Annotated in this window: 12 protein-coding genes; 4 read left to right on the forward strand and 8 right to left on the reverse strand. The window is 71.4% G+C overall.

Going from position 1 to position 16,693, the window contains the following annotated elements:
- Positions 1-67: 67 nt before the first annotated feature.
- From ACN263_RS09310 to ACN263_RS09335, 6 genes are all read right to left on the reverse strand, one after another.
- On the reverse strand, positions 68-1,069 hold the full coding sequence (locus ACN263_RS09310) for a serine hydrolase (RefSeq protein WP_422739404.1): 1,002 nt from the start codon (positions 1,067-1,069) through the stop codon (positions 68-70).
- A gap of 118 nt (positions 1,070-1,187) precedes the next feature.
- On the reverse strand, positions 1,188-2,150 hold the full coding sequence (locus ACN263_RS09315; RefSeq protein ID WP_422739405.1) for an SDR family NAD(P)-dependent oxidoreductase: 963 nt from the start codon (positions 2,148-2,150) through the stop codon (positions 1,188-1,190).
- On the reverse strand, positions 2,147-3,331 hold the full coding sequence (locus tag ACN263_RS09320) for a zinc-dependent alcohol dehydrogenase (protein ID WP_422739406.1): 1,185 nt from the start codon (positions 3,329-3,331) through the stop codon (positions 2,147-2,149). Before ACN263_RS09320 ends, ACN263_RS09315 begins: the two co-directional genes overlap by 4 nt.
- A 630-nt stretch (positions 3,332-3,961) precedes the next feature.
- Positions 3,962-4,723: a succinate dehydrogenase/fumarate reductase iron-sulfur subunit gene (locus tag ACN263_RS09325; protein ID WP_422739407.1), complete on the reverse strand. Its 762-nt coding sequence runs from the start codon at positions 4,721-4,723 to the stop codon at positions 3,962-3,964.
- Positions 4,720-6,657 (reverse strand): fumarate reductase/succinate dehydrogenase flavoprotein subunit, encoded by a 1,938-nt coding sequence (locus ACN263_RS09330; protein WP_422739408.1) that lies wholly within the window; start codon positions 6,655-6,657, stop codon positions 4,720-4,722. The genes ACN263_RS09325 and ACN263_RS09330 overlap by 4 nt, the downstream gene beginning before the upstream one ends.
- A 1-nt stretch (position 6,658) precedes the next feature.
- A complete protein-coding gene (locus ACN263_RS09335; RefSeq protein WP_422739409.1) occupies positions 6,659-7,342 on the reverse strand; it encodes a succinate dehydrogenase cytochrome b subunit in 684 nt (227 codons plus the stop codon).
- Between the two features lie 83 nt (positions 7,343-7,425).
- Here ACN263_RS09335 and ACN263_RS09340 point away from each other — a divergent pair, with 83 nt between their 5' ends.
- Both ACN263_RS09340 and rfbB read left to right on the forward strand, forming a co-directional pair.
- On the forward strand, positions 7,426-8,355 hold the full coding sequence (locus tag ACN263_RS09340) for a LysR family transcriptional regulator (RefSeq protein WP_422739410.1): 930 nt from the start codon (positions 7,426-7,428) through the stop codon (positions 8,353-8,355).
- Between the two features lie 245 nt (positions 8,356-8,600).
- Positions 8,601-9,641, forward strand: a complete 1,041-nt coding sequence (rfbB, locus tag ACN263_RS09345) for a dTDP-glucose 4,6-dehydratase (RefSeq protein ID WP_422739411.1) — start codon at positions 8,601-8,603, stop codon at positions 9,639-9,641.
- A 26-nt stretch (positions 9,642-9,667) separates the two neighbouring features.
- On the opposite strand, the gene hrpA is transcribed toward rfbB, so the two are convergent.
- The gene (gene hrpA / locus ACN263_RS09350; RefSeq protein ID WP_422739412.1) at positions 9,668-13,720 is read right to left on the reverse strand and encodes an ATP-dependent RNA helicase HrpA; all 4,053 of its coding nucleotides are present in this window, start codon (positions 13,718-13,720) and stop codon (positions 9,668-9,670) included.
- A 121-nt stretch (positions 13,721-13,841) separates the two neighbouring features.
- On the opposite strand from hrpA, the gene ACN263_RS09355 reads away from it, so the two are divergent.
- The gene (locus tag ACN263_RS09355; protein WP_422739413.1) at positions 13,842-14,210 is read left to right on the forward strand and encodes a cytidine deaminase; all 369 of its coding nucleotides are present in this window, start codon (positions 13,842-13,844) and stop codon (positions 14,208-14,210) included.
- 5 nt (positions 14,211-14,215) lie between these two features.
- Here the strand turns inward: ACN263_RS09355 and ACN263_RS09360 are convergent, their stop codons facing one another.
- Complete coding sequence (locus tag ACN263_RS09360) at positions 14,216-14,575, reverse strand: YciI family protein (protein ID WP_422739414.1); 360 nt, start codon at positions 14,573-14,575, stop codon at positions 14,216-14,218.
- A 119-nt stretch (positions 14,576-14,694) separates the two neighbouring features.
- On the opposite strand from ACN263_RS09360, the gene ACN263_RS09365 reads away from it, so the two are divergent.
- Complete coding sequence (locus ACN263_RS09365) at positions 14,695-16,638, forward strand: multicopper oxidase family protein (RefSeq protein ID WP_422739415.1); 1,944 nt, start codon at positions 14,695-14,697, stop codon at positions 16,636-16,638.
- The last annotated feature ends 55 nt before the right edge of the window (positions 16,639-16,693 follow it).

The raw sequence follows: 16,693 nt of genomic DNA on the forward strand, positions 1-16,693 counted from the left end.
CGGTTCCCGCCCCGGCGGTCGCCGGCACCGGGCCGGTCGTCCCCCGACGACCGGCCCGGCAGCGGAGTCAGCCGCCGTTGCTGGGCCGCTGGACGGTCGTCCGGTACGTGGTGCCCGTGCCCCCGAGCCGGTCCACCGCGGCGAGGAACTTCGGACCCATGGCGGCCCGCGCCCGTACCGCCGGGTGGGTCGCACCGAAGTTGTCCGGGTCGGCCTGCCCGTCGGCGAAGAGCGCGTAGGTGAGCACCGCCGCGCCGGACCGGTCGAAGATCACCCCGGCCTCGTGCCGGGCGTCGGCGAACCAGCCGGCCTTGGTGGCGATCCGGGCCCGCTCGTCCGAGGACATGGTGCGCCGGATGCCGTCGGTGAAGGCCACCGGGGAGCGCAGCAGCCCGAGCAGGTGCGCCGTCGAGGCCGGCGAGAGCAGCGTGCCGGCGACCAGGGCCCGCAGCAGGTCGTGGGTCTCGGATGGGGTGCTCGTGCCGAGGAAGAACCGGTTCGGGTTGGCCACCGGCTCGACCTGGGTGTTCGGGAAGCCCTTGGCGACCAGGATCGAGTTGATCTCGGCGGCGGGCGCGACCAGCCCGCACAGCCGTACGGCGGTGTCGTCCGAGACGGTCAGCAGGTTCGCCAGCACATGGCCGAGCGTCACGCTGCTCGGGTACGCGCCGTCCAGGCTGAAGATGCCGTCACCACCCGGCACCACGATCGCCGCGGTCACCTCGACCCGCTGGTCCAGCGTCAGCAGTCCACGGTCGACCTTGTCCAACACCGCCGTGGCGACCGCGATCTTGTTGACGCTGTACGCCTCGATCCGCCGGTCGGCCTCGGCCGCCACCGCCACCACCGGCGCGCCCGCCGGGTCGGCCACGCTGACGTACGCCTGCCAGTTGCCGCCGGCCTCGGCGCGGTGCCGGCCGAAGACGGCGGCGACCCGCCGGGCCGCCTGGGCGGGAGTGGTCGGTGTCGCCTCGGCGGCACTGGCCGGAGTGGTCGCGGCGAGCACCGTACCGGCGGTGGCCACCGTGCCCAGTCCGAGGGCGGTCCTGCGGTTCAGTCGGATGGTCAATCGTCTCTCCCGTCGTGGGGCGCCGGAGCGCCTGCCGGCCCCCCACGCTAGGCGAGTTGATCTATCCATGATGCCCCCGAAAAGGATTCCGAACGGTCCCGAACACCCCCGAACAGTCTCACCCGGGCCGTCGGCGCAGCGCGGCGCCGATCGCGCCGGCCGCCGCGACGCGGAGCTGCCCGGCCGGCCTGGACACCACTCGGCCGAGTTCTCGCAGGTCGGGCAGGTGGCCGCCACGGACCGCCTCGCCGGCCGGGTTCGGCGCGAAAACCGAGCCGTCGTGCGCCGCGACCGGCCGCCCGCTGAGGCCGGCGAGCCGCATCAACGGGCCGACCAGCACGTCGTAGACGCCGGGCAGCACCGTGAAGCCCGCCCGCAGCAGCACGTTCAACCGGCCCACCGACACCTCCCGGCGTGGACGGTCCACGCAGTCGACGATGGCCCGGGCCACCCGCTGCGGCCCGGCGACCGGCGGTGGTGGGCGGCCGACGCGGCCGAGATAGTTGGCCGCCTGCTGATAGACCGGTGTGTCCACACTGCCCGGGTTGACCAGACACAGCCGGATGCCCGGGCTGTCCCGCAGCTCCTGCTGGACCGTCCGGGCCAACCCCTGCAAACCCCACTTGCTCGCCACGTACGCGCTCATGTACGGGGCGGTGACGTGCCCGAGCACCGAACCGGTGAGGATCAGCGTGCCGGCGCCGGTCGCCCGGAAGTGCCGCAGCGCCACCCGGGCCGCGCCGGCGGCGGCCAGTAGATCGGTGCGTACCACCTGGTCGAACACCCGCTCCGGCAGCTCGTCGAAACGCCCGTAGGCCATCACCGCCGCGGTGTGCACCCAGACGTCGATGCGACCGAACCGCTCGATCGCCGCCTGCGCCAACGCCTCCAGCGCGCCCGCCTCGGTGACGTCGGTGGCCACGGTCAGGACGTCGACGGCCGCACACTCCGCGCGTACCTCGGCGAGAGTCTGCGGCGCGCGGGCCGCGAGGACCAGGCGGTCGCCGCGCTCGGCGAACGCCCGGGCCGTCGCCCGGCCGATCCCGCTGGTCGCGCCCGCGACCACCACCACCCGACTCACGGCTCCAGGACCACCTTGATGCAGCCGTCCTCCTTCTTCTGGAACATCTCGTACGCGCGCGGCGCGTCGCTCAACGGCAGCCGGTGGGTACGCAGATCCTCCACGCCGAGGGGGTCGTCGTCGCCGGCGAGCAGCGGCATGATCTCGTCGACCCAGCGGCGCACGTGACACTGCCCCATCCGCAGTTGGATGCCCCGGTCGAACATCTCCATCATGGGCATCGGGTCGGCCTCGCCGCCGTACACACCGGAGAGCGAGACGGTGCCGCCGCGACGGACGGCCTTGAGCGCGGCGTGCAGGACGCTCAGCCGATCGATGCCGGCTCGGTCGGTCATCGACTGGGCGAGCTTGTCCGGCAGCAGCCCGACGGCCGCGTGGGCGAGCTTGCCGACCGGCGAGCCGTGCGCCTCCATGCCGACCGCGTCGATGACGGCGTCCGGGCCACGCCCGTCGACCAGGTCGATCAGCGCGCCCGGCACGTCGGACAACTCGCGTACGTCGAGCACCTCGATGCCGTGCCGGCGGGCCAGCTCCAGCCGCTCGGGCACCAGGTCCAGCCCGATCACCCGTCCGGCGCCGAGGTGGCGGCCGATGCGGGCGCAGAACTGGCCGACCGGGCCCAGCCCGAAGACGGCCAGGGTGCCGCCGGGCGGGGTGTCCGCGTACTTCACCGCCTGCCAGGCGGTGGGCAGGATGTCGGAGAGGTAGAGGTAGCGCTCGTCCGGGCCGGTCTGCGGGATCTTGATCGGCCCGAATTGGGCCTGCGGAACGCGCAGGTACTCGGCCTGGCCGCCGGGCACCGAGCCGTAGAGGGACGTGTAGCCGAACAGCGCCGCGCCCTTGCCCTCACCGGTCACCTGGGTCGTCTCGCACTGGGCGTAGAGCTGACGCCGGCACATCCAGCAGTCGCCGCAGGCGATGTTGAACGGCACCACCACCCGGTCGCCGGGCCGCAGGCCGGTGACCTCCGCGCCGACCTCCTCGACGATCCCCATCGGCTCGTGTCCCAGGATGTCCCCGGGCTTCAGGTACGGCCCCAGCACCTCGTACAGGTGTAGGTCCGATCCACAGATCGCCGTCGAGGTGATCTTGACGATCGCGTCGGTCGGCTCCTCGATCCGGGGATCGGGCACCTCCTCGACCCGTACGTCCCGCTTGCCCTGCCAGGTCAACGCCTTCATGTCCGGCTGCCCTCCCTCGGTCCTGCCTGACTGCTACCCGGGCAGGGGGAGTTGAACCGGTGGTCCGGGCTTGTCGGTGGTTGCGGTTGGGGCTGGGGGGTGACCGTGCCGGGCTTGTGGGTGGTTGCGGTTGGGGCTGGGGGCGACCGTGCCCGGCTCCGGGCGGTCAGGCTTGATCCCTGCGCCGGGCACGGCCGCCCCCAGCCCGCGCTGGTCGCCGTCCGCGCTCGGCGTGGCGTGGCCGCTCGTGGGTGGCCCTGTTGATCGACTCGGATTCCAGGAAGTCGGGGTGTTGCGGGCCCCTGGACGGGCCGACTTCCTGGAGGCTGAGTTGGTCTTGCCCTGTTGCCCGTTGACGGGTTCGGGAAGCGGTGCGAGTCGCGCGCATCGCACCTGTTGCCCACGGCGTTGCGCCGCATCGGCACGCACGCCGAGCGCCGCTTGCCGCATGATCGACTCCATTGCGCCGAGGTGGCGGTATCCCGGCGCCAGGACACCGCCACCTCGCCGATGTCGAGTGGATCTTGCCCGCGCGGGCCAGTCGCGCCAGGCCGGGTGTGGGACCTCAACGCCTGACCGCCGCGCCCGATGATCGGAGCGCGGCGGTCAGGGTGGCCTGAGCCGGGAGGGTCAGGAGCCGGGCGTGTTGCCGCCCTTCGTGGTGGCCGACAGGTAGTCGCGGTTGAGCCGGCCGATCGTGTTCAGCGGGATGCCCTTCGGGCAGGCCACCGTGCACTCGCCGGCGTTGGTGCAGCCGCCGAAGCCGGCCTCGTCGTGCGCGTCGACCATGCCGATCACCCGGGTGTAGCGCTCGGGCTGGCCCTGCGGCAGCAGCGAGAGTTGGGTGAGCTTGGCGGCGGTGAACAGCATGCCGGAGCCGTTCGGGCAGGCCGCTACGCACGCGCCGCAGCCGATGCAGGCCGCCGACTCGAAGGCGGCGTCCGCGTTGGCCTTGGCGACCGGGGTGGAGTGCGCCTCGGGCGCGCTGCCGGTGGGCGCGGTGATGTAGCCACCGGCGGCGATGATCTTGTCGAAGGCGCTCCGGTTGACCACCAGGTCCTTGACCACCGGGAAGGCGCTGGCCCGCCACGGCTCGATGTCGATGGTGTCGCCGTCGGAGAACTGTCGCATGTGCAGCTGGCACGCCGTGGTGCCGCGCTGCGGCCCGTGGGCGTCTCCGTTGATCATGAGGCCGCACATGCCGCAGATGCCCTCGCGGCAGTCGTGGTCGAACGCCACCGGGTCCTCGCCGGCGAGGATCAGCCGCTCGTTGAGCACGTCGAGCATCTCCAGGAACGACATGTCCGGGGACACGTCGTCGACCGGGTAGGTCACCATCCGACCCTTGTCCTCAGGGCCCTTCTGGCGCCAGATGCGCAGGGTCAGGTTCACTTGTAGCTCCGCTGCGTGGGGTGGACGTATTCGAACTTCAGGTCTTCCTTGTGCAGCACCGAGGGCTCACCGGTGGCGGTGAACTCCCAGGCCGCGACGTACGCGAACTTGTCGTCGTCGCGCTGCGCCTCCCCGTCGGGGGTCTGGTGCTCGGCCCGGAAGTGACCGCCGCAGGACTCCTCGCGGTGCAGGGCGTCGATGCACATGAGCTCGGCCAGCTCGAAGAAGTCGGCCACCCGGCCGGCCTTCTCCAGCGACTGGTTCAGCTCCTCGCCGGTGCCGGACACCTTGACCCGCTGCCAGAACTGCTCGCGCAGGTCGCGGATCTCACCGATCGCCTTGCGCAGCCCGGCCTCGGAGCGCTCCATGCCGCAGTGCTCCCACATGATCTGGCCCAGCTCCCGGTGGAACGAGTCCACGGTCCGGTCGCCGTTGACCGCCAGCAGCCGCTGGATCCGGTCCTCGACGTCGGTACGCGCCTCGACCGCCGCCGGGTGGCTGGCGTCGACCTTGTCCAGGGGGCCGGAGGCCAGGTAGTTGGCGATGGTGGTGGGCAGCACGAAGTAGCCGTCGGCGAGGCCCTGCATCAGCGCCGAGGCGCCCAGCCGGTTGGCGCCGTGGTCGGAGAAGTTCGCCTCGCCGATCACGAACAGGCCCGGGATGCTGGACTGGAGGTCGTAGTCGACCCAGAGCCCGCCCATCGTGTAGTGCACGGCGGGGTAGATCCGCATCGGCACCTCGTACGGGTCCTCGCCGGTGATCCGCTCGTACATCTCGAAGAGGTTGCCGTACTTGGCCTCGATGGCCTTGCGGCCCAGCCGGTCGATGGCGTCGGCGAAGTCGAGGTAGACGCCGAGCTTGGTCGGCCCCACGCCGCGGCCCTCGTCGCAGACGTTCTTGGCGGCGCGGGAGGCGATGTCGCGGGGGACCAGGTTGCCGAAGGACGGGTAGATCCGCTCCAGGTAGTAGTCCCGCTCGTCCTCGGGGATGTCCTTGGGACTGCGGTCGTCGCCCTTGCGCTTGGGCACCCACACCCGGCCGTCGTTGCGCAGCGACTCGCTCATCAGGGTCAGCTTCGACTGGTGGTCGCCGGAGACCGGGATGCAGGTCGGGTGGATCTGCGTGTAGCAGGGGTTGGCGAAGTACGCGCCCTTGCGGTGCGCCCGCCAGGTGGCGGTGACGTTGCAGCCCTTGGCGTTGGTGGAGAGGTAGAAGACGTTGCCGTACCCACCGGAGGCGAGCACGACCGCGTCGGCCATCTCGGTGCTGATCTCGCCGGTGACCAGGTCCCGGACGACGATGCCGCGCGCCTTGCCGTCGACGATGACCAGCTCCAGCATCTCGTGCCGGGCGTTCATCTCCACGTTGCCGAGGCCGATCTGCCGCTCCAGGGCCTGGTACGCGCCGAGCAGCAGCTGCTGGCCCGTCTGGCCCCGGGCGTAGAAGGTGCGCTGCACCTGCGCGCCACCGAAGGAGCGGGTGTCCAGCAGGCCGCCGTACTCGCGGGCGAACGGCACGCCCTGGGCGACGCACTGGTCGATGATGTTGACGGAGACCTCGGCCAGCCGGTGCACGTTCGACTCCCGGGAGCGGAAGTCGCCGCCCTTGACGGTGTCGTAGAAGAGCCGGTGCACGGAGTCGCCGTCGTTGCGGTAGTTCTTGGCGGCGTTGATGCCGCCCTGCGCGGCGATCGAGTGGGCGCGGCGCGGGCTGTCCTGGTAGCAGTACGACTTGACGTGGTAGCCCTGCTCGGCCAGCGTCGCGGCGGCCGATCCGCCGGCCAGGCCGGTGCCGACCACGATCACCGTCATCTTGCGGCGGTTGGCCGGGTTGACCAGCTTGGCCTCGAAGCGCCGGGTCTCCCAGCGCTTGTCGATCGGGCCGGCGGGCGCCTTCGTGTCGGCGATCGGGTCGCCCTCGATGAAGAGTTCCATGTCAGGACACCAATCCGGTGAGTACGGCGAACGGGACCACCAGGTATCCGGCGCAGAGCACGACGGCGAAGACCAGGGCGGCGGTACGGGCCCGACGCTCGCCCCGGGGCGTCTGCTGCCCGAGGCTGCGGAACGCGCTGAACGCGCCGTGGCGCAGGTGGAAGCCGAGCGTGACGATCGCCAGGGTGTAGAAGAGCGTGACGTACCAGCGCTCCGGGGCGAAGTCGGCGACGACGTTGCCGTACGGCTTGCTCTCGTTGCCGACCGGGTTGAACGTGCCGGTGGTGAGGTCCAGCAGGTGGTAGATCACGAACAGCAGGATGATCACGCCACCCCAGCGCATGGTGCGGGCCGCGTAGCTGCCGCGGACCTTCTTGCGGTGGGCGTACTTCACCGGGCGGGCGGCGCGGGCGCGCAGCGCGAGCACGGTGGCGGCCCAGATGTGGGCGACGACGGCCACCACGAGGACGGTGCGCAGGATCCACAGGAACCAGACACCGGGCAGCAGTGGCTTGCCGATGTCACGCAACCAGTGCGCGTAGTGGTCGAACGACACCTGGCCCGTGAACACCTTCAGGTTCCCGAGCATGTGCGCGATCAGGAACAGCACCAGCAGGATGCCCGTCACCGCCATGACGGCCTTGAGGCCGACGTTGGAGCGGATGGGCGACCGAGTTTTCGTCATTACCACGGGACCGACGCTAGGAGCACTTTGATCAGTCGTCCAATGCATCGAACTCGCAGTGTTGATAGCCATAAGCTATGTAGATGCAGCTCCATCAGCTCCGGTACTTCGTTGCGGTGGCCGAAGTACGACATTTCACCCAAGCCGCCGACATCGTCGGCATAACCCAGCCCTCGTTGAGTAAGCAAATTCACGCCTTGGAGACCGACCTCGGAGCCCCGCTGTTCGAGCGGGTAAGGGGCAACATCGCCCTCACCGCGGCCGGGGAGGTGCTGCTGCCGTTGGCGACCCGGATCCTCGCCGACGTGGAGACCGCGACCCGGGAGGTGCAGGAGTTGGTCGGCCTGCGGCGCGGGCGGGTACGACTCGGCGCGACCCCGAGCCTGGCCACCTCGCTCGCCCCGCCGGTGCTGCGGCGCTTCCGCGACGCGCACCCCACGGTCGACCTGCGCGTCGAGGAGGGTGGCTCGCAGGATCTCGTCCGTGACCTGCTGCGCGGGGACCTCGACCTGGCGCTGATCATCATGCCGTCGCAGGGCGCCGACCCGGGCCTGCGGGTCGACCCGATCCTGCGCGAGAGCCTGGTGGTGGCCTCGGTGGACGAGGTGCCGACCGCCTCGGCGACGGGTGAGCTGCACATCACCGACCTGCGCGACCTGCCGATGGTGATGTTCCGGGAGGGCTACGACCTGCGCGACGCCACCATCGCGGCATGTCGGGAGGCGGGCTTCGAGCCCACCTTCGCGGTGGACGGCGGCGAGATGGACGCGGTCCTCAGCTTCGTCGAGGCGGGGCTCGGTATCGCGCTGGTACCCGGGATCGTGCTGGCCCGGCGCCCCGGGGTGCGCATCACCCCGCTGGCCGCCCCCGGCGTGACGCGGACCATCGCGGTCGCCCGCCGCCGCGACGTGGTGCCGACGCACGCCGGGCGTGAGCTGCGCCGGATCCTGCTCGACTACGTCCGGACGGCGATCGACCAGGGAGAGCTACCGCCTGGTGTCGAGCCTCGTTGAGGGGATGTCGGGACGACGTCGTCCACCCGATCGCCGGTCCACCTCGGCCGAGCGGTCGGTGTCGTCGGCTGAGCCGTCCGCGTAGATCATCCTGTTCGTGATGACTTGGTTAAATGAGCCTTAACCTCGCAATATCCGACTCGATGTCCGACCAGGTCTTTTAAGGTGGAACCCTGCACAGGGCAAAACACCCATTCACTTCTTAACGGCTCACCGGCGGCTATTTCGCCGGCAGGAGGCTCGACATGAGGGTTCTGGTTACCGGCGGCGCCGGCTTTATCGGGTCGCACTTCGCGCGCAGTCTGCTCGGCGGGCGCTACGTCGGGTTCGAGCACTGCGACGTGACGGTGATCGACAAGCTGACGTACGCCAGTGATCGGTCCAACCTGCCGGCCGCGCACCCCCGTCTGACGTTCCTGCGGGGAGACATCTGCGATCGACAGTTGCTCGCCGAGGTGGTCCCGGGACACGACGCGGTGGTGCACTTCGCCGCCGAGTCGCACGTGGACCGTTCGATCGACGATCCGGCCCCGTTCTTCGAGACCAACGTGATGGGCTCGCACCACCTGCTGGCCGCCTGCGCGCGGGCCCGCGTGGGCCGGGTCGTGCACGTCTCCACCGACGAGGTGTACGGGTCGATCAACCAGGGCTCGTGGAACGAGACCTGCGTCCTGGAGCCGAACTCGCCGTACGCGGCGTCGAAGGCGGCCAGCGACCACGTCGTCCGCTCGTACTGGCGCACCTACGACGTGGACGTGTCGATCACCCGCTGCGCCAACAACTACGGGCCGTACCAGCACATCGAGAAGGTCATTCCCCGCTTCGTCACCAGCCTGCTCACCGGTCAGGACATCACGCTGCACGGCGACGGCAGCGCGGTACGCGAGTGGCTCCACGTGGACGACCACTGCCGGGCCATCGCGCTGGTGCTGGCGAAGGGCCGTGCCGGCGAGGTCTACAACATCGGCGGCGACATCGAGCTGACCAACCGGGCGCTCACCGAACGGATCCTGCGGTTGGCCGGCGTCGGCTGGGAGCGCGTCCGGCACGTACCGGACCGCAAGGTGCAGGACCAGCGCTACTCGCTGGACTACCGCAAGATCTCCGAGGAACTCGGCTTCGAGCCGCAGATCCGGTTCGCCGACGGGCTCACCGAGGTCTTCCGCTGGTACCGGGAGAACCGGGCCTGGTGGGCGCCGACCGGCACGGAGACCCGCGGCTCGGCGTTGACCAGCGCGGTGCGCGGCGTGCCGGCCGGCCGGGCGCTCTCCGTCCAGGCCCACTGAGCGGGCCGCTGACCCGACCGGTCGGGTCAGCGGCCTTCGGCGTCGTCCATCGCGCGGTAGATCCGCTGCTCCGAGACCGGGTACGGGGTGCCCAGCGCCTGGGCGAAGACGTTCACCCGCAACTCCTCGATCATCCAGCGGATGCCCCGGACGGCCGCCTCCTGCCGGCGTGCGGGTGCCACGGCGGCGAGCAGGTCGTCGTACTCCTTCTGCACCACCGCGATCCGGTCCTGCTGCTGGCGGTCGCGCTGCGGGTTGCCGCCGAGCCGGTCCAGCCGGCGTTCGATGGCGGTGAGGTAGCGCAGCAGGTCGGGCAGGCGGGCGTACCCGGTCTCGGTGATGAAACCGGCGTGCACCAGCCCGGCGAGCTGTTTGCGGATGTCGGCGAGGGCCGCCACCACGGCCAGGTTGCGGGTCGCGCCGAGCCGCTGCTCGATCGCGTACGCGGCGGCGAGCACCTTGCGGGCCCGGTCCATCACCTCGAGAACGGTGTCGACCAGGTCGGCGCGGACCTTCTCGCGCAGGGCGGCGAAGCCCTCGGCGTCCCACGCCGGCCCGCCGGCGGCGTCGATCAGCCGGTCGATGGCCGCCCCGGCGGCGTCCTCGATCAGCTCCTGCACGCCGCCGTGCGGGTTGCGACTCAACGCCAGCTTCGCCTCGTTGCTCAACCGGCCCTGGAGGAACCGCGCCGGGGACGGCACGGTGAGCCGCAGCAGTCGGCGGGTGCCGGCCCAGTGCGCGGCCTCCGCCTCGGCGGGCGAGTCGAACACCTTCACCCCGACCGTCGTGCCCTCGTCGACCAGGGCCGGGTACGCGGTCACCGCGTAGCCGGCGCGTACCTGCTCGATGGTCCGCGGCAGGGTGCCGAAGTTCCACTCCCGCTGGCCGGTACGGGCGACCTCCGGCGCGGCGGCCGCCACGACCTGGCGTACCTCCTGACGCAGTTGACGTTGCAGGGCCGGCAGGTCCTTGCCCTCGGCGACCGGTTTGTCGTCGTCGCCGAGCACCCGGAACGTCACCCGCAGGTGCGCGGGCAGCTTGCCCGGCTCCCACGCGTCGCGGGGCACGGTCACCCCGGTCATCCGGCGCAGTTCCCGGGTCAACGCGTCCAGCAGCGGCTCCGCGCCGGGCGTGATCGCGGCGAGGGCGGCCCGGGCGTAGTCCGGCACCGGCACGAAGTTGCGCCGGATCGCCTTGGGCAGCGAGCGGATCAGCGCGATCACCAACTCCTCGCGCAGCCCCGGCACCTGCCAGTCGAAGCTCTCCGCCGGCACCTGGTTGAGCAGCGGCAGCGGGATGTCCACGGTGACGCCGTCGGTCGCCGTGCCCGGCTCGAACCGGTAGGTCAGCGGCAGCGTCACCCCCTGGGTCTGCCACTCGTCCGGGTAGTCGCTCTCGTCGACACCGCCCCGGCCGTCGTTGACCAGCAGATCACGGGTGAAGGTCAGCAGGTCGGGCCGCTCGTGGCGGGTCTTCTTCCACCAGGTGTCGAAGTGCCGGCCGGAGACCACGTCGGCGGGGATCCGCTGATCGTAGAAGGCGAAGATCGTTTCGTCGTCGACCAGGATGTCCCGGCGGCGGGCCCGGCTCTCCAACTCCTCGATCTCGCCCAGCAGCCGCTTGTTGTCGGCCCAGAACCGGTGGTGGGTCTGCCAGTCGCCCTCGACGAGGGCGTGCCGGATGAACAGCTCCCGGCTCAGCGTCGGGTCGATCCGTCCGAAGTTGACCTTGCGGGAGGCGACCAGCGGAATGCCGTACAGGGTGACCTTCTCGTAGGCCATCACCGCGGCCTGCTTCTTCTCCCAGTGCGGCTCGCTGTAGCTGCGCTTGACCAGGTGCTGCGCCAGCGGTTCGACCCACTCCGGCTCGACCCGCCCGGCGATCCGCCCCCACAGCCGGGAGGTCTCCACCAACTCGGCGGCCATCACCCAGCGCGGCGGCTTCTTGAACAGCGCCGAGCCGGGGAACAACGCGAACTTGGCGCCCCGCGCCCCCAGGTACTCGTGCTTCTGGGCGTCCTTGAGGCCGATGTGCGACAGCAGGCCGGGCAGCAGCGACTGGTGCACCTTCGGGGTGTCGATCTCCTCCGGCAGGTCCGCGCCGCCCCGCCGGCCCGCCCCCCGGCCGGCGTCCGCGTCGGCCGGGGTGTCCCGCGCCGGCCGCCCGCCGCGCCGGTCGCCCTCGGCCGGGGTACGCAGCACCTGGCGCAACTGACTGACGATGTCCTGCCACTCGCGGATCCGCAGGTAGTTCAGGTACTCCGCCTTGCACATCCGGCGGAACGCGCTGGACGACAACTCACGCTGCTGCTCCCGCAGATACCGCCACAGGTTCAGGTACGCGACGAAGTCCGACTCCTTGTCGGCGAACCGGGCGTGCGCCTGGTCGGCCTGGGCCTGCTTCTCCGCCGGGCGCTCGCGCGGGTCCTGGATGGAGAGCGCGGCGGCGATCACCAGGATCTCGGTGGCGCACCCGTTGCGCTCGCCCTCGACCACCATCCGGGCCAGCCGCGGGTCGACCGGTAGCTGGGCCAGCCGGCGGCCCAGCGCGGTGAGCCGCTTCGCCGGATCGGTCTCGGTCGGGTTCAACGCGCCCAGCTCGTGCAGCAGGTTGACGCCGTCGGCGATGTTGCGCTTGTCCGGCGGGTCGATGAACGGGAACGCGGCCAGGTCGCCCAGCCCGATCGCGGTCATCTGGAGGATGACCGACGCCAGGTTGGTCCGCAGGATCTCCGGGTCGGTGAACTCGGGGCGGGACAGGAAGTCCTGCTCGTCGTAGAGGCGGATGCAGATGCCGTCCGACGTACGACCACAGCGGCCCTTGCGCTGGTTCGCCGACGCCTGCGAGACCGGTTCGATGGGTAGCCGCTGCACCTTGAGCCGGTTGGAGTAGCGCGAGATCCGGGCGGTACCCGGGTCCACCACGTACTTGATTCCGGGCACGGTCAGCGAGGTCTCCGCGACGTTGGTGGCGAGCACCACCCGCCGTCCGCTGTGCGCCGCGAAGACCCGGTGCTGCTCGGCGGCGGAGAGCCGCGCGTACAGCGGCAGGATCTCGGTGCCCAGCAGCGACCGCTTCTTCTGCACCAGCTTGCCCAGCGCGTCGGCGGTGTCGCGGATCTCCCGTTCGCCGCTGAGGAAGACCAGGATGTCGCCCGGGCCCTCGGCGGCCAACTCCTCGACGGCGTCGCCGATCGCCTGGATCTGGTCGCGGACGTTCTCCTCGTCGGCGTCGCCGTCCGCCTCGCCCTCGGCGACCTCGACCAGCGGCCGGTAGCGGACCTCGACCGGGTAGGTGCGGCCGGAGACCTCCACGATCGGCGCCGGTTCGCCCTCGGCGTCGGCGAAGTGCTTGGCGAAGCGGTCGGTCTCGATGGTCGCCGAGGTGATGATCACCTTGAGGTCGGGTCGCCGCGGCAGGAGATCCCGCAGGTAGCCGAGAATGAAGTCGATGTTGAGGCTGCGCTCGTGCGCCTCGTCGATGATCAGCGTGTCGTACTGGCGCAGCATCCGGTCGGTCTGCAACTCGGCCAGCAGGATGCCGTCGGTCATCAGCTTCACCAGGCTGCGCTCGCTCACCTGGTCGGTGAAGCGCACCTTGTAGCCGACCACGTCACCCAGCTCGGTGCCCAGCTCGTCGGCGATCCGGTCGGCCACCGTCCGGGCGGCCAGCCGGCGGGGCTGGGTGTGCCCGATCAGGCCGTTGATGCCACGCCCCAGCTCCAGACAGATCTTGGGGAGCTGGGTGGTCTTGCCGGAACCGGTCTCGCCGGCCACGATCACCACCTGGTGGTCGCGGATGGCGGCGGCGATGTCGTCCTTGCGCTCGCTGACCGGCAACCCCACCGGGTACGTGATCACCGGCACCGCCGTCTGTCGGGCGGCCAGCCGCTGCTCGGCGCGGTCCAGTTCGGCGGCGATCTCGGTCAGCGCCGCCTCCCGGCGCTGCGGGTCGCGCAGCTTGCGGGCACCGTCGAGGCGCCGCTGGAGCCGGCGCTGGTCACGGAACATCAGGGGACTGAGGCGGCGGTGCAGGTCGCGGACGGGATCGGTCGCGGCGGAGGAGGCTGGATTCTGCATGTCGTGCCCAAGGATAGGCAGCCCGGCGGCGGGCCGCCCCTGGGTTACCGCGCGCGGGGTCCTTCGCCGCGCGGACGGCGGTCTACAGTTGCGGCCGACGTCGAGCCGCTGGGGGGCCGGGATGGAGCTGCGGGACACCGATCGGGCGCTGGTGCAGGCCGCCACGGCGGTCGCCAAACTGCGGTGCCGCAGCCAACGGCACACCGGCGCGTCGGCCGCCCGTACCGCCGACGGCCGGGTGTTCTCCGGCGTCGACGTCCGGCACGACGGCGGGGACACCTGCGCGGAACTGGTCGTGATCGGCACGGCCGCCACCCAGGGCGTGACCGAGCTGGAGACCATCGTCTCGGTCGCCGACCGGGGCCGTACGGTCGTCGGACCGTGCGACAGGTGCCGGCCGGTGCTGCTGAGCTACTTCCCGACGGTGCGGGTCATCGTCGGCGAGCCGGACGACCTGCGGGTGCTGCCGCTCGCGGAGCTGCCCGGCTGAGGGCGTCAGTCGCCGGCCGCCGCCTCCAGCATCGAGACCGGGATCGGCACGCTCTCGTACCGGACGTTGCCCTCGGGCACCAGCCAACTCGCCACCCGCGCGGCCAGCAGGCCGGCCCGGACGGCCGGGTCGTCGGCGTAGAGCCCGCGTACTTCGTCCGGGGCGATGGAGAAGACGACGAAGCCCCGCATCCCGTGGTCGTCGGCGTCCAGGAGCGGACCGGCCGCGAGCACCAGCCCCTGCTCCACGAGGCCCGCCTGGTGGGCCAGATGGCCGTGGTGCAGCCGGTCCACCGCCTCCGGCGGCAGGTCCGGCGGATCCGACGGTCGGGTCAGCAGGACGACCGTGTGCTGGTCGAATCGCATGCCCCACACCCTATGGCGCTTGGTGTCCCTCTTACGGGTGTTATCCGCCTTCCACCCCACTTGCCCCCGTCCGCGAAACTCATTCTCTTATCGAGGTCCGATACGAGTGGAGGTGCGGCATGGTCAGCAGACGACAGGTGCTCGTCGCCGGTGCCGCCGGTGGCGCCGCGGTCCTGGTCCCGGCCGGTTCGACGGCCGCGGGCCGCGCGCTCGCCGGCGCGACGGTGCTGCGCGCCGCCGACATCCCGAAGTACGTCGCGCCGCTGCGCATCCCCCCGGCCATGCCCCGGGTGGCGAACGATCCGGAGCGGGACACGTACGTCGTGGGGGTGCGGCAGTTCCGCCAGCAGATCCTGCCGCTGTCCTGGCCGCGTACGACGGTGTGGGGTTACGGCTCGACCGCCCACCCCGACAGCTTCGGCTACCCGGCGCCCAGCATCGTCGCCCGGGTGAACCGCCCGGTACGGGTGACCTGGGTCAACGAACTCGTCGACAGCCGGGGCGACTACCTGCCGCACCTGCTGCCCGTCGATCCGACCCTGCACTGGGCCAACCCGGCCGGGGGCCGCGAGAACCGGGACCGGCACGGCCGCTCGGACGGCAGCCGCCGGGGCTACCGGGGGCCGGTGCCCCAGGTGGTCCACCTGCACGGCGCGCACAGCACGCAGGAGAGCGACGGGCACGCCGAGGCGTGGTACCTGCCGGTGGCCCGCGACCTGCCGGCCGACTACGCCGTGACGGGCAGCGCGTACCGCGAGTTCCGGTCCCGCTTCGCCGAGGGTTCCGGCCTGCGCTGGGCGGCGGGTTCGGCCACCTTCGAGTACGGCAACGACCAGCGGCCCTGCACCCTCTGGTACCACGACCACACGCTGGGCCTGACCCGGGAGAACGTCTACGCCGGGCCGGCCGGCTTCTACCTGCTCGGCGGCGACGACCTGCCCGACGGGGTGCTGCCCGGCCCGACGCCCGGCCACGACGACCCGCCGGACACCGACTACCACGACATCCCGCTGCTGATCCAGGACCGCAGCTTCAGCGCCGACGGCGAACTGGTCTACCCCGGGGGGCACCACGACGGTGCGGCGTGGACCTCGGCGTTCTCCGGCACCACCATCGTCGTCAACGGCCGGACCTGGCCCAGCCTGACGGTCCAGCGCCGGCGCTACCGGTTCCGCCTGCTCAACGGCTGCAACAGCCGCTTCCTGATGCTCAGCGTCGCCGCCCACGCCACCGCGCGGCCGGCCCGTCCGGTGCTGCCGATCTGGCAGATCGGCAGCGACAGCGGGTTCCTGCCCGAGCCGGTGTCGCACGACCGCGTCACCCTCGGCCCCGCCCAGCGGGCCGACGTGATCGTCGACTTCACCGGCGTACCCGCCGGCACCGAGTTGTTCCTCGTCAACGAGGGGCCCGAGTGGGCGTACCGGGGCGGCCGGCCCGGGGTGGACTTCCCGCCGTCCGACCCGCGGACCACCGGGCAGGTGCTGCGGTTCGTGGTCGACGATGCCGTCGGCGCGGACCCCAGCGTGCCGCCGGAGCACCTGCAACTGCCGCCCCACCCCCGGCTCGGTGCGCCGGAGCGGGTCCGGCACCTGTCGCTCAACGAGCGGATGTCCGGCGGGTCGATGGTGATGCTGCTCGGCACCCTCGACGAGCGCGGCCGGGGTCTGCCGATGCGCTGGAGCGACCCGGCGACCGAACAGCCCCTCGTCGGCGCGACCGAGGTGTGGGAGGTGCGCAACTTCACCCGCCAGGTCCACCCCGTCCACCTGCACCAGGCCCAGTTCGAACTGCTGGGCCGTGGACGGTCGGGCCGGGCGGAGCCGGGCCCGGGGGAGCGGGGCTGGATGGACACCGTCCTCGCGTACCCGTGGGAGGTGACCCGGATCAAGGCCCGCTTCGACCTGCCGGGCCGCTTCTCCTGGCACTGCCACCTCCTCGAACACGAGGACAACGAGATGATGCGACCCCTGAACGTGCTGCCGCGCGGCGCCGCGTCGGCCGGGGACGGCAGCGCGGCGGGAGTCCCGCACACCCCCGCCGCGGCATCGACCGACGCCAGTTAGGTCACTTTCCGCAGGTCGGCTAAGGTTAGGCGAACCTAAGCTCGAACGTGCAGGA

The sequence above is a fragment of the Micromonospora sp. WMMD729 genome, from assembly GCF_049315225.1.
Lineage (GTDB): Bacteria > Actinomycetota > Actinomycetes > Mycobacteriales > Micromonosporaceae > Micromonospora.